The sequence below is a fragment of the Pseudarthrobacter sp. HLT1-7 genome, from assembly GCF_059383435.1.
This window is the reverse complement of the sequence record NZ_JBWZCH010000019.1, coordinates 1-13,321: the sequence shown is the minus strand read 5'-3', so window position 1 is coordinate 13,321 and position 13,321 is coordinate 1. Positions and strand designations below refer to the sequence as shown.

The following is a 13,321-nucleotide window of genomic DNA, read 5'->3' as shown; positions in this document are numbered from 1 at the left end:
TTCTGCGGTTGCCGGCTGGATCAGCCGGTGGAAGCCGCAGCAATACGACGTAACAAGGAGATGAAGACTATGTCTGGTGGCGATATTGCCGGCCTGATCGCGGCCGGGGTGTTTGCACTGCTGGTCGTGCTGCTCGCCGTGCCGATTCTGAAGCTCGGGGGAGTGTTTGACGAAGTACGGACATCCATCCGTTCAATCAGTGACGGCGCCACCCCGCTGATGGACGAGGTCACCGCCACCGTCTCCACCACCAATCAGCAGCTGAAGAAGGTGGACGGGATCGCGAACAACGTCTCGGACGCCTCAGCCAACATCTCGGCGCTGTCCTCGCTCGTGGCCGCCACCGTTGGCTCGCCGCTGATCAAGGTGGCCGCCTTCAGCTACGGCGTGCGCTCCGCCTTCACCGCCCGCAAAAAGCCCGCCACCGGCCGCCGCAGCCGCTAAGCCCAGCTGGAGAACCTGACTATGAACAGAATCATCTGGATGGGCATCGGCGTCGCCATCGGCGTCATCGCTTTCCGCAAGATCACCGAGACCCGGTCCAATCTGGGCCCGGAGGGGCTGAACCGGGCCGTGGGACGGCTCGCCGACGGACTTTACGACTTCGCCGACGCCGTTCGCGAGGGCATGCAGGAGCGCGAAACCGAACTTCGCAGTGCCCTGGGTATTGACGCTGGCGCTGATATCGCCGTCGGCGCCCGGGATGCAGTCCGGCGCTAGCCGGGGGAGAATTAATCCGGGGGAGAATTAATACGGCCGGCACCCGGAGAACGTTGAGCCGGCACGGCCGACGGCCGGGATCAGACTGTTCCGCGGACTACGCGCGTGGACCACGACCGCAATGAATATTGAAGGGTACGTAATCAGCTCATGAAGTCGCAGGAGATCACCAAGCGCTGGATCGACTTTTTTGTCAGCAAGGGCCACACGGCGGTCCCCTCCGCCTCACTGGTCTCCAGCGACCCTTCCCTGCTGTTCACGGTGGCCGGCATGGTCCCGTTCATCCCTTACCTGACCGCGCGTGAGGAAGCCCCCTTCAAGCGGGCCACCAGCGTGCAGAAGTGCATCCGGACCGGCGACATCGAGGAAGTCGGCAAGACGGCGAGGCACGGCACCTTCTTCCAGATGTGCGGCAACTTCTCCTTCGGCGACTACTTTAAGGAAGACGCCATCAGGTTCGCCTGGGAACTGCTCACCAGCAGCGTTGACGACGGCGGCTACGGCCTTCCGCCCGGGCAGTTGTGGGTCACCGTCTACGAGGAGGACGACGAGGCCGAGCAGCTCTGGCTGAAGAACACCGGCATGCCGGCCGGGCGGATCCAGCGGATGGGCAAGGCGGACAACTACTGGTCCACCGGCCAGCCAGGTCCGGCCGGTCCCTGCTCCGAGATCTACTATGACCGCGGACCGTCCTACGGCGTCGAGGGCGGCCCGATCGCGGACGAGAACCGCTACGTCGAAATCTGGAACCTCGTGTTCATGCAGTACCAGATCGACAACGTCCGCTCAAAGGTGGACTTCGACATTACCGGCGAACTGCCGAAGAAGAACATCGATACCGGCCTCGGCATGGAACGCCTGGCCATGATCCTGCAGGGCGTCGAGAACATGTACGAGACGGACCAGGTCCGCCCCGTGATCGACCGGGCCGCAGCACTGTCCGGCCGGGAATACACCTCCGCCGAGTCCCCCCGGGACCCGCACCACACCGACGACGTCCGGATGCGCGTCGTCGCCGACCACATCCGATCGTCGCTCATGCTGATCGCCGACGGCGTCACACCGTCCAACGAAGGCCGCGGCTACGTGCTGCGCCGCCTGATCCGCCGCGCAGTGCGCTCCATGCGCCTGCTCGGCGTCGAAAAGGCCTGCCTGCCGGAGCTGCTGCCGGCCTCACGCGACGCCATGAAAGGCGTCTACCCGATCGTCGAGACGGACTTCGACCGGATCAGCCGGATTGCCTACGCCGAAGAGAAGGCGTTCCTGCGCACCATCGCCTCCGGCACGGCCCGCCTCGAGGACGCCGTCAAGGAATCCCAGGCCGCCGGGCACCCGCTCTCCGGCGCCGACGCCTTCGCCCTGCACGACACGTACGGCTTCCCGATCGACCTTACGCTCGAAATGGCGGACGAGGCCGGGCTGAAGGTCGACGAACCCGAGTTCCGCAAGCTCATGCTGGAACAGCGCCAGCGCGCCCAGGCCGACGCCAAGGGCAAGAAAGGCGCCCACGCCGACCTCAGCGCCTTCCAGGAGCTGCTTACCGCCGGCGAGACCGTCTTCACCGGCTACACCGAACTCAGCGGCGGGTCCAGGGTCCGCGGCATCCTGGCCGGCGGCCGGAAGGTTGCCCAGGCCTCCACGGGCGAGGAAATCGAACTCGTCCTGGCCGAGACGCCGTTCTACGCCGAGGCCGGCGGCCAGGCGGCCGACACCGGGCTGATCACCGGCGACGGCTTCATCGTCGAGGTCCTGGACGTCCAGCGCCCCATCAAGGGCCTGAGCGTGCACAAGGCAATCGTCCGCGAAGGCGAAATCGGTGTCGACGCGCAGGTCCAAGCAGCAGTGGACCGGGAACGCCGCCACGCCGCCGAGCAGGCGCACACCGGCACCCATATCGTGCACGCGGCCCTGCACCAGATCCTCGGCCCGGAGGCGCTGCAGCGCGGCTCCTTCAACAAGGCCGGCTACCTGCGCTTCGACTTCGCCTGGGGCGAAGGCCTCAGCGCCGCCACCCGGTCCGAGATCGAGGAAGTCTCCAACATCGCCATCCGGAACAACTACCCGGTGGAAACCAAAGTCATGGGGCTCGCGGAGGCCAAGGCCCTCGGCGCCATGGCGCTCTTCGGCGAGAACTACGGCAACGAGGTCCGCGTCGTGGAGATCGACGGCGCCTGGTCCCGTGAACTCTGCGGCGGCACCCACGTCGGGAACACCTCGCTGATCGGCAGCCTCTCCCTGCTGGGAGACCAGTCCGTCGGGTCAGGAAACCGCCGCGTCGAGGCTTTCGTGGGCATGGAGGCCTTCCGGCACCTTGCAGCCGAACGTGCCCTCGTCACCGAGCTCACCGAGCTGCTCAAGGTACCGTCCGGGCTCCTCGCGGAGCGGATCGCCAGCACCCTCAGCAAGCTCAAGACGGCCGAGAAGGAACTCGACCGGCTCCGCAAGGAGCAGCTCACGGCCGCCGCCGGCCGGCTCGCCGGAACTGCCCAGGACGCCGCCGGCGTCAAGGTCATCGCCCACGACGCCGGCCAGGTCAACGGCGCGGATGAGCTGCGCGGCCTGGCCCTGGACCTGCGGACCCGGCTCGGCTCCGAGCCCGCCGCCGTCGCGGTGACCGGCGTCAGCAACGACCGCCCGGTTATCCTGATCGCCGTCAACGACGCTGCCCGCGCGGCCGGCGTCAAAGCCGGCGCACTCGTGCGCCTGGCAGCCGGAATCCTCGGCGGCGGCGGCGGCGGCAAAGACGACGTCGCGCAGGGCGGCGGCACCGACACCTCAAAGGTCGGCGCGGCTCTCACCGCCGTCGTCGACGCCATCGCCAAGCGCTAGACATGACTGAAGCTGCAGTGCCCGGCGACTACCCCCAGGGCGTAAAGCTTGGGGTCGACGTCGGTACGGTCCGGGTGGGCGTCGCGGTCTGCGACCGCGACGGTATCCTGGCGACCCCCCTGCGGACCCTGGAACGGAACACGAAGAAGAATACCGATGTGCGGATCCTCGCGGCCCTGGCCGTTGAGCTCAACGCGGTCGAGATCTTCGTGGGCCTTCCGCGGACGATGAAGGGCGAGGAGCATGCGTCCGCCCGGATGGCCACGGAGTACGCAAAGTTACTGGCCGGTAGACTGAGGGAGGGCGGTTCCGGGATGCAGGTACGGCTCGTGGACGAGCGGCTGAGCACGGTCACGGCGCACCGGAACCTGCGCGAGGCTGGCATGAGCAGCCGAAATCACCGTAAAGTGGTTGATCAGGTTGCGGCCGCAGGTATTCTGCAACATGCGATCGATATGCAAAAGGCCAGGGGGACGGAGGTCGGAAGCCGCGTGTACGCGGAGTCCGCGCCGGGGCCAACCGGAGACGGCGCTCAGGCCGCTCCGGCAGTCAACATGCAATCTGCACACCGCGAACTGCACACACGCGAACTGCACAAAATGGAAGGCTACAGTGAGCCCGGCCAACAATGACGACTCCTCTGGTGAAGCTTTCGGCACCGGCTTACCGCTGACGCGCAAAGAGACCAGGGCCCGCGAGAAGTCCCTCTCGCCGCAGGACCAGGACGCCATCCCGCCGCAGGCTTTCGAGACCGGCGGGGACGCCCCGGCGCCTGCCCCCGCCGTGCCGGCCGCTGCTCCTGAGCGTCCCGCAGCGGCACCCACTGTCCACGACGAGCCTGTGCACCCCGAGCCCGTCCACGACGAGCCATTGCATCCAGAGCCCGTGCACGACGAGCCAGTGCACGACGAGCCAGTGCACCCAGAGCCCGTCCACGATGTTGCCGGCGGCTACCGTGAAGAATCCGTGCTCCACCCGGCCGACGCCGAGTTGCAGCACGGCTACGAACTCCACCACGAGAATGCTCTCCATCCGGACGACGCCGATGGGCAGCACCCGGACGGACCCCACGAGGAAGCCGGGCACGACCTGATGGCCGGAGCCTCCTCTGTCCGCACGCCCAAACGCCCGTCCAAGAAGGTCCGTCGTCGCCGCCGTTTCCTGGCGCTTTTCCTGACCCTGGCTGTTTTCGTCGTCGCAATCGTCGTCGGTGCGCAGTTCCTGAAGCCACTGCTCGGCGGTGACACGCCGGCCGACTATCCTGGCCCCGGCACAGGCGAAGTGACAATTTCCGTCCCGGCTGGTGCCGGTCCCAGGTCCGTGGCCAGCCAGCTCCAGGAGAAAAAGGTCATCGCAAACGCGGACACCTTCCTCAGGGACTTTGCCGCCTCCGGCGGAGCCCTGAGCCCCGGCGACTTCATCATGCGCAACGAGATGAATAATTCGGACGCGGTGGACGTGCTGCTGAACAAGGACAAGGGCAAGGTCATGTACTTCGCCCTCAGCGCCGGACTCAGGGTAGGTGAATCCCTGCAGGCCATCGCCGAGGGCACCGGGCTTCCGGCATCGGAACTCAAGACCCTCGCCGATTCCCCCGCGCAGTTCGGCGTCCCGGCCAAGTCGAAGAACCTCGAGGGCTTCCTCGCCCCGGGTGAATACCGGTTCCCGCTCGGCACCCCGGCCAAGGACATCCTCCAGAAGCTGGTCACTACCACATTGGACGAGCTTAAGTCCCAGGGCGTCACTGATCCGGCCAGGCAGTACGACGTCATCACGATAGCCAGCATCGTCCAGGCCGAAGGCGGCCAGGCTGAATACGGCGATGTGGCCGGCGCCATCTACAACCGGCTCAAGGCCAACAACACCGAGACCAATGGGCTGATCCAGTCCGATGCCACGGTGACCTATGGCCTGGGTATCCGGAGCTTCAACATCGATGAAGCGCAGAAGGCCGACAAGTCCAACCCCTACAACACCTATGCCAACACCGGCCTGCCGGCGGGACCCATCGGATCGCCCGGTAAGACGGCTATCGATTCCGCCGCCAAACCCAAGACCAACGATTTCCTTTACTGGGTGACCATCAACCTGGACACCAAGGAGACGAAGTTCTCCAAGACCCTCGCGGAGCACAACACGCACGTTGACAAGTACAACTCCTGGTGCGAGGCCAATCCCGGACGCTGCGTGTGACGTTGCGTGCCGCCGTCCTCGGGCATCCGATCGGCCATTCGAAGTCCCCGGCCCTGCACCGGTCTGCCTACACCTACCTCGGGGTGGCGATGGCCTACTCCGCGATCGATGTGACCGAGGCGAACCTGCCGTCCCTGATGGTCCGGATCCGGGAAGCGGTGGGCCAGGGCGACAGCTGGCGCGGGCTGTCCGTCACCATGCCGCTGAAAACCGCGATGGTGGCCGAGGTGGACGAGGTCCGCGGCGTGGGCCGCGCGCTCGGCGTCATCAACACCGTCGCCTTTGAGCCCGATGATTCCGGACGAGGACCTTCCGGTGCCAACAGCGGCACCACCCGACTCGTCGGGTACAACACCGACGTCGCCGGCATCGTCAACGCGCTGCGGCACGCGCGGGCGGCGTCCGCTCCCGTCGCCGTCATCCTCGGCGGCGGCGGGACCGCTGCCGCCGCCATCGCGGCCCTCACGGAACTCGGCGCCCTGTCGGCGGAGGTCTATGTGCGGGATGTCGGCCGAGCGGCAGAGGCCCGCGCCGCGTCCGCCGCCGTCGGACTTCCCATAACGGTGCTTCCGATCGTTGGCGCGGCGGCCGCCGTGGCCGCGGCCGACGTCGTCATCTCAACCCTGCCGCCCCGCGCCGCGGACGCCCTGGCGGTGGACCTGATGAAAGAATTTGAGCGGGAACTCACGCAGCATGCGACGGGGGAGGATACGCCGGACGCCGCGCGGAAGCACCCCGGAGTCCTGCTGGACGTTGCCTACGATCCCTGGCCCAGCCGGATCGCCTCCGTGTGGCAGAAGGCGGGCGGAACCGTCGTTCCCGGCCTCGAGATGCTGATCTACCAGGCGGTGGAACAGGTCCGCCACTTCACCCGGCTCGGCGACGCCGTGCCAGCCGGGGTCATAGATGTGATGTGTGACGCAGTGGGGGCACCCCGGCGGGTGTTCTGAGCGCCTTACATGGCAGGATGGATTGTATGTTGCGTTGGTTGACTGCCGGAGAATCCCATGGTCCGGCATTGGTCGGAATTATTGAAGGCGTGCCCGCCGGTGTTGAACTCACCAGTGCCCGGATCGTCGATGCGCTGGCCCGCCGCCGGCTGGGCTACGGCCGCGGCGCGCGGATGAAATTCGAGCAGGACGCGGTCACCATCCTCGGCGGCGTCCGCCATGGCGTGACCCAGGGCGGCCCCGTCGCCATCCAGATCGGCAACACCGAATGGCCCAAATGGGAGCAGATTATGTCTGCCGACCCCGTGGCCCCGGAGATCCTCGCCGACCAGGCACGCAACGCTCCGCTGACCCGGCCGCGCCCCGGCCATGCCGACTTCACCGGCATGCAGAAATACGGCTTCGACGAGGCCCGGCCCGTACTGGAGCGCGCCAGCGCCCGTGAGACCGCCACCCGCGTGGCGCTCGGCGCCGTGGCCGCCGCGTTCCTAGGGCAGCTCGGCATCGAACTTGTCTCGCACACCGTGTCGATTGCCAGCACCGCCGTCCCGGAAGGCCGGCCGCTGCCGGTCCCGGACAACGTCCTGGCCCTCGACGCCGACCCCCTGCGCTGCTTCGACCGCGAAACCTCCGATGCGATGGTGGCCGAGGTGGACACAGCGCACAAAGAGGGTGAGACCCTCGGCGGTGTAGTGGAAGTCCTCGCCTACGGACTGCCGCCGGGACTCGGCAGCTACGTGCACTGGGACCGCCGCCTCGATTCGCGCCTGGCAGGCGCCCTGATGGGTATCCAGGCGATCAAGGGCGTCGAGGTGGGCGACGGGTTCCGCACCGCCTCCCGGCGTGGCTCCGCCGCCCACGATGAGATCGTCAAGGACGAAAACGGAAAGATCATCCGCACGTCCAACCGTGCCGGCGGTATAGAAGGCGGCATGAGTATCGGCGACGTACTGCGCGTCCGTGCAGCCATGAAGCCGATCGCCACGGTCCCGCGGGCGCTGAAGACCGTCGACGTCAGCACCGGGGAAGCCGCCAGGGCCCACCACCAGCGCTCCGACGTCTGCGCGGTGCCGGCCGCCGGCGTCGTCGCCGAGGCCATGGTGGCGCTGGTCCTCGCCGAAGCGGTCACGGAAAAATTCGGCGGCGATTCGGTGCAGGAAACCGCCCGAAACCTCAAGGGTTATCTGGACAACATTCCGGCGTCCCTGGACTCGATCGGGCTGTAGTGCCGGCAGTGAACACAGTGGACAGGCCCACTGCCCTGATCGGGCCGATGGCGGCCGGCAAGTCAGCCATCGGGCAGCAGCTCGCGCTGCGGCTGGGGGCGGCCTTCGTGGACACCGACGCCGTGATTGTTGCCGCCCACGGAACCATAGCCGAGATTTTCACCGGCCGCGGCGAAATCGCTTTCCGTGAGCTGGAGGCGCGGGCAGTGGCACGGGCGATCGAGCATGGCCAGGGCACCAACACGGTCATCTCCCTCGGCGGCGGCGCCGTGCTGGACTCCGGCACGCAGCAGCTGCTGGCGCTGTGCACAGTGGTGTATCTCGAATGCGATGCGGGCACCGTGGCGGAACGCATCGCCAGGAATTCGGCCCGGCCGCTCCTGGCCGGGGACGCCATGGAACGCTGGAAGATACTGTTCGCCACCCGGCGGCCGGTCTACGAACGGCTCGCCGACCTGGTAGTCGATGTCCGGGTCGGAACCGTCCCGGACATCGCCCGCCGGCTGGAAGATGCGCTGCGGGAACTGGCCGCCCGGAAGATGCCCGGCGGCACCCATGACAGCGGCCCCAATAACAGCGGCGACTAAGGAAGCTAAAACGTGACTACCGAATCAACCGTCATCCTCGTCACCGGGCAGACACCCGGCGAGAAGTACGACGTCGTGGTGGGCCGCGGCCTGCTGTCCAGCCTCCCGGGCCTGCTGGGGGAGCGCGTCAAGCGGGTACTGGTGATCCACCCGCGGGCGCTCCGGCTGACCGGCGACACCGTCCGGGAGGAGCTCGCCTCGGCCGGCTTCACGGCGCTGACCGCCGAAATCCCCGACGCCGAGGAAGGCAAGCACATTGAGGTGGCGTCTTTCTGCTGGCAGGTGCTGGGCCAGAACGACTTTACCCGCTCCGATGCCGTCGTCGCCGTCGGCGGCGGGGCCGTGACCGACCTCGGCGGTTTCGTGGCGGCCACCTGGCTGCGCGGTGTCAAGGTCATCCACATGCCAACCAGCCTGCTCGGCATGGTGGACGCGGCCGTAGGCGGCAAGACCGGCATCAACACCGCGGAAGGCAAAAACCTCGTCGGAGCCTTCCACCCACCGGCGGGTGTCCTCGCGGACCTCGACACCCTGGACACGCTGCCCAGGAACGAGATCATCTCCGGCATGGCCGAGGTCATCAAATGCGGCTTCATCGCCGATCCGGCCATCCTCGAACTGATCGAAAAGGACCCGGACGCCGTCGCCGACCCCCGCTCGGATACCCTGCGGGAACTGATCGAACGGGCCATCACGGTCAAGGCGCGGGTGGTGTCCGCGGACCTCAAGGAAACCGGCCAGCGCGAGATCCTCAACTACGGCCACACCCTGGGCCACGCGATCGAACTCGCCGAGCGCTACTCCTGGCGCCACGGCGCCGCCGTGTCCGTCGGCATGATGTTCGCCGCCGAACTTGCCCGCAGCGTCGGCCGCCTCAGCGACGCCGACGCGGACCGGCACCGCACTATCCTCGAAAGCCTTGGGCTGCCCCTCACCTACCGGCGGGACCGCTGGCAGGCCCTGCTGGACGGCATGCGGAGAGACAAGAAATCCCGCGGCGACCTGCTGCGCTTCGTTGTGCTCGACGGCATCGGACGCCCCGGCATCCTCGACGTCCCCGACACCTCCCTGCTGTTCGCCGCCTACCAGGAGATCGCCTCCTGATGCCGAACCTCGCAGGCACCAGCGACTGGCCGGACGGCGGATTCCCCGGGATCCGCATCAATCCGGAGAACCTGGTGCCCCAGATCGTCAACCAGGACACCGTCGCCGACGCCCTCGCGGCCTCGACGGACCCGGGAGGACTGATCTTCGTGCGGCTCGTCGAAGGGCATGCCGCGGAAGCCGCGGAACTCCTCGCCGAAGCCCGCTACAAGGACCCGGATTCGCTGCGGCTGCGCATTTTCGAAGCCGACGTGCTGCGCGTTACCCACCGGGCCGACCGGGCCGTGGACCTGTTCCGGCAGTTGCTGGCCGAAACCCGGGGCACCGCCGATGAAGCGGCCATCCTCGAGCACCTGGGCCGCTCCCACTTCGCCGGCGGCAATATCGCCGCCGCCGTCGAATCTTTTGCCAAAGCGCTGGACCTGCGGGTGGCCGGTTCCGCCGACGCTGCCATGATCTACGCCGCCACGGTGGAACTGCAGCGCGCCCGCGAAGTCTTGGATCTTGCCTCCTGAGGATGCTTCGTGGCCCGGCCGGTGGCCCGTCCGGCGGCGGTCCGGCTAGACCGGTAGAATGGTTCTTGGATTTTTGATAAATACGCGCTGGCAGGCCGTTGGGCATGCTTGCCTGGCATAACCGGCTCGCAGCTCGAACCCGTCAGAGAAGAAACCAGAGGATACAGTGGCAACCACTAACGACATCAAGAACGGAACCGTTCTCAAGCTTGAGGGCCAGCTCTGGAACATCATTGAGTTCCAGCATGTGAAGCCCGGCAAGGGCGGCGCGTTCGTGCGCACCAAGATGCGCAACGTGATGTCCGGCAAGGTCGTCGACAAGACCTTCAATGCCGGACTCAAGATCGAGACCGCCACGGTTGACCGCCGCGACTACCAGTACCTGTACCAGGACGGCGTCGACTTCGTATTCATGGACACGTCCGACTTCGACCAGCTGACCGTCTCCGGCGCGACAGTGGGCGACGCCACCAACTTCATGCTCGAGAACCAGATGGTCAACATCGCCATCCACGAAGGCAACCCGCTCTACATCGAGCTGCCCCCGAGCGTCGTACTGGAGATTACGTACACTGAGCCGGGCCTGCAGGGCGACCGCTCCTCGGCCGGCACCAAGCCCGCCACACTCGAAACCGGCTACGAGATCCAGGTGCCACTTTTCGTCGAGAACAACACCAAAGTTAAGGTGGACACCCGCGACGGCAGCTACCTCGGCCGGGTCAACGACTAGTGAGTGCACGCGGTAAGGCCCGCAACCGGGCCCTGGATGTTCTCTTCGAGGCGGAGCAGCGCGACGTCTCGGCGTTCGATGTATTGAAGGCCCGCCGCGAGCAGACGGATCAAATCGTCAACCCGTACACGCTTGACATCGTTGAAGGCGTCGTCTCCCACCAGATTGCGATTGACGAGTTCCTGGAAACCTATTCGCAGGGCTGGACCCTGGAGCGGATGCCCGCGGTGGACCGCACCATCTTGCGGATCGGCACCTGGGAATTGCTCTACAACGATGACGTCCCCGACGGCGTTGCTGTCAGCGAGGCCGTGGCGCTGGCCAAGACACTTTCCACGGACGAGTCGCCGTCGTTCATCAACGGCCTGCTGGGCCGGCTGCAGCAGCTGAAGCCTTCGCTGCTGGCTTGAAACCCCTTCCAGTGTCCAAGAGCCCCGTTCAGGTGATCCTGAACGGGGCTCTTGTTTTGTCCGGGTCCTATGTCCGGCCGGTCGGCGTACTTAGCGGATGACGGCGGCCCGGAGGACGGCGACGTCGGCCAGCTGGTGCTTTTCGTCGATTTGGTGGGCGCGCACGTTTGGTCCGCTGAGGATCCGCTGCCGGGTGAAGGCGAGCCGGGTGGCGGCATGGAGCAAGGCCTTCATCTGCGGGCCCCGGCCGCCGGACCTGGCCCAGCGCAGGGCCGAGCGGCGGCCGGCGCCGGTGGCCAGCAGATCCACCTCCGCCGCGGTGAACCAGCCCGCCGCCGCGTACTCGCGGAGCCGCTGCCGGGTCAGTCTGTTCTCCGCGACCCGCAGCAGCACGATCACCAGCACGGCCAGCATGAAGATTGGAACCTGTACCAGTACGTACTGCGCCAGAAAGTTCCGGCCCATGCTGTTCCAGCCGCTGTGCAGCAGCATCGCCGGAACCAGTCCGACGCCGAACGCCGCCACTGCCAGCCCCGTGTTCCCGCGCCGCGCGGCGAAGCCCATGATCAGCCCGGTGGTGCCAGTGAAGATGGCGTGGGCGAAGGGCGACATCACCCCGCGGAGGAAGAAGACCATGGCCAGCTCCGTGCCAGGGTCGCTGGACTCGGCGATGGCGCGGCCGAAGTAGAGGATGTTCTCGGTGAAGGCGAAGCCGCCCGCGACCGTGAAGGCGAACACCACGCCGTCGACTGGCCCGTCGAAGTGCTTCCGGGCGAACAGCACCAGCAACAGCAGTCCCAGCGACTTGGCGAATTCCTCCACCACCGGCGCCTGGACCGTGACGGCAAAGGTCTGCGCATCCAGCCCGGAGGCGGGTCCGGCCGCGAGGGAAAAGAACGGCTGGATCAGCATCGTCACAGAAATCGAGACACTGGCTCCCCAGATGAAAGCGAAGAGCAACAGCCGCCGGGGTTCGGGTTCCCAGCGGTCGATGACACGTACCGCGAGGAGGACAGCTCCCAGCGGCAGCAGCGAGGCGACGAATCCCACGGCGAAACCGGTGACACCGGTGTTGGCCAGGAGGAAGGGGAGGACCGAGAACAGGCTGACGAATCCGAGCACCACCCCGGCTGCCACAAGGCCGACCGCACCGGCGGAGCGCCTGCTTCCGGCGGCCGGAGGGGCAGGGGACAGGGCAGGCGGCAGAGCGGCACGCAGCCGGCCCGCGGAGTTCACCGGTGCCGGGCGGTAGTTCTCCTCCGGGATATGCCCCATCCAGCTCGGGTTGGCTTGCTCCGGCAGCGGCGCCCGGCGCCCGGACCGAGGATTGTGGCTCGTCATGCACAAGAGCCTATGGGATTTCCTAGGCATCGAGGGTGCGCTGACCCTCGAACTCCTGCAACGGACACGGGTAAACGACCGCTGCAGCGCCGGCCGGCCGGATCATCCAATCAACGAGACACTGTTAGTGCAACTTTCGCGTCAGCTACTGTCCGAGGCCGTCAGGAAAAGGAGCCATTCCGGGGTGGTGCTCTCGGGGGGCTCTGGCCAGGTGGGGTGGTCCGTTTCTGCGGCGGCCCAGGGGTGCCCGGCCGTAAATGAGTGCCAGTCCGGGAAAGGGTCCGGGGGCTGTTTCAGGTCCGGGCTGGGGTCCGGGGTCATGGTCGCGGTCATGTCTGTGGTCATGGCGAGGGACCAATCGGGCCAGTGGGGTGGTTCCCAGTCGTGGTGTTCGCTGGGGTAGTGCCTGTTTGTGGGTGAGGTCCATCCTGGCGGGCTGTCCTTGCCGGCCCCGCTTGGTGTCCAGGCGGTGTTGTGTTTGAGGCGGTGGTGGCGCCGGCATGCTTGTCCGAGGTTGGCGATGCCGGTGGTGCCGCCGTCGGCCCAGGCCAGGAGGTGGTCCGCGTCGTTGTCCAGGGAGTGGTTGTTACAGCCGGGGAAGAGGCATCTGCCGTCGCGGAGCCGGAGCCATTGACGCTGGGCTTTGGTGAGGCGGTAGCTGGTCCGTCCGATTTCCAGGGGCGCTCCGTCCCGGGGGTCGGTCAGGACCCGGTGGA

General features: G+C 66.9%; 14 protein-coding genes. 12 read left to right on the top strand and 2 right to left on the bottom strand.

Features of this window, described 5'->3' with window-relative positions; genetic code table 11:
* The first annotated feature begins 69 nt into the window (after positions 1–69).
* From AC50X6_RS15885 to nusB, 12 genes are all read left to right on the top strand, one after another.
* Positions 70–444: a DUF948 domain-containing protein gene (locus AC50X6_RS15885; RefSeq protein WP_494967139.1), complete on the top strand. Its 375-nt coding sequence runs from the start codon at positions 70–72 to the stop codon at positions 442–444.
* A 21-nt stretch (positions 445–465) separates the two neighbouring features.
* Entirely contained in the window at positions 466–720 is a 255-nt protein-coding gene (locus AC50X6_RS15880) for a DUF6167 family protein (protein ID WP_494967138.1), read from the top strand.
* A gap of 150 nt (positions 721–870) precedes the next feature.
* Positions 871–3,549, top strand: a complete 2,679-nt coding sequence (gene alaS / locus AC50X6_RS15875; RefSeq protein ID WP_494967137.1) for an alanine--tRNA ligase — start codon at positions 871–873, stop codon at positions 3,547–3,549.
* Positions 3,550–3,551: 2 nt separating this feature from the next.
* Positions 3,552–4,181: a Holliday junction resolvase RuvX gene (ruvX, locus tag AC50X6_RS15870; RefSeq protein WP_494967136.1), complete on the top strand. Its 630-nt coding sequence runs from the start codon at positions 3,552–3,554 to the stop codon at positions 4,179–4,181.
* Complete coding sequence (mltG, locus tag AC50X6_RS15865; protein ID WP_494967135.1) at positions 4,162–5,742, top strand: endolytic transglycosylase MltG; 1,581 nt, start codon at positions 4,162–4,164, stop codon at positions 5,740–5,742. The genes ruvX and mltG overlap by 20 nt, the downstream gene beginning before the upstream one ends.
* Entirely contained in the window at positions 5,739–6,692 is a 954-nt protein-coding gene (locus AC50X6_RS15860; protein WP_494967134.1) for a shikimate dehydrogenase family protein, read from the top strand. Before mltG ends, AC50X6_RS15860 begins: the two co-directional genes overlap by 4 nt.
* A gap of 26 nt (positions 6,693–6,718) precedes the next feature.
* Positions 6,719–7,918 carry a chorismate synthase gene (aroC, locus tag AC50X6_RS15855; protein WP_494967133.1) on the top strand — a complete coding sequence of 400 codons (1,200 nt, stop codon included), beginning with the start codon at positions 6,719–6,721 and terminating at the stop codon, positions 7,916–7,918.
* Between the two features lie 47 nt (positions 7,919–7,965).
* The gene (locus AC50X6_RS15850; protein ID WP_494967204.1) at positions 7,966–8,505 is read left to right on the top strand and encodes a shikimate kinase; all 540 of its coding nucleotides are present in this window, start codon (positions 7,966–7,968) and stop codon (positions 8,503–8,505) included.
* Positions 8,506–8,517: 12 nt separating this feature from the next.
* On the top strand, positions 8,518–9,609 hold the full coding sequence (gene aroB, locus AC50X6_RS15845) for a 3-dehydroquinate synthase (protein ID WP_494967132.1): 1,092 nt from the start codon (positions 8,518–8,520) through the stop codon (positions 9,607–9,609).
* The gene (locus AC50X6_RS15840; protein ID WP_494967131.1) at positions 9,609–10,124 is read left to right on the top strand and encodes a tetratricopeptide repeat protein; all 516 of its coding nucleotides are present in this window, start codon (positions 9,609–9,611) and stop codon (positions 10,122–10,124) included. The genes aroB and AC50X6_RS15840 overlap by 1 nt, the downstream gene beginning before the upstream one ends.
* Positions 10,125–10,290: 166 nt before the next feature.
* Positions 10,291–10,854 (top strand): elongation factor P, encoded by a 564-nt coding sequence (efp, locus tag AC50X6_RS15835; protein WP_326966112.1) that lies wholly within the window; start codon positions 10,291–10,293, stop codon positions 10,852–10,854.
* The gene (nusB, locus tag AC50X6_RS15830) at positions 10,854–11,264 is read left to right on the top strand and encodes a transcription antitermination factor NusB (protein ID WP_494967130.1); all 411 of its coding nucleotides are present in this window, start codon (positions 10,854–10,856) and stop codon (positions 11,262–11,264) included. The genes efp and nusB overlap by 1 nt, the downstream gene beginning before the upstream one ends.
* 90 nt (positions 11,265–11,354) lie before the next feature.
* Here the strand turns inward: nusB and AC50X6_RS15825 are convergent, their stop codons facing one another.
* Positions 11,355–12,605, bottom strand: a complete 1,251-nt coding sequence (locus tag AC50X6_RS15825) for a PrsW family intramembrane metalloprotease (protein WP_494967129.1) — start codon at positions 12,603–12,605, stop codon at positions 11,355–11,357.
* Between the two features lie 141 nt (positions 12,606–12,746).
* Positions 12,747–13,321: HNH endonuclease signature motif containing protein (locus AC50X6_RS15820; RefSeq protein ID WP_494967128.1), on the bottom strand; the 575-nt coding region annotated here is incomplete at its 5' end.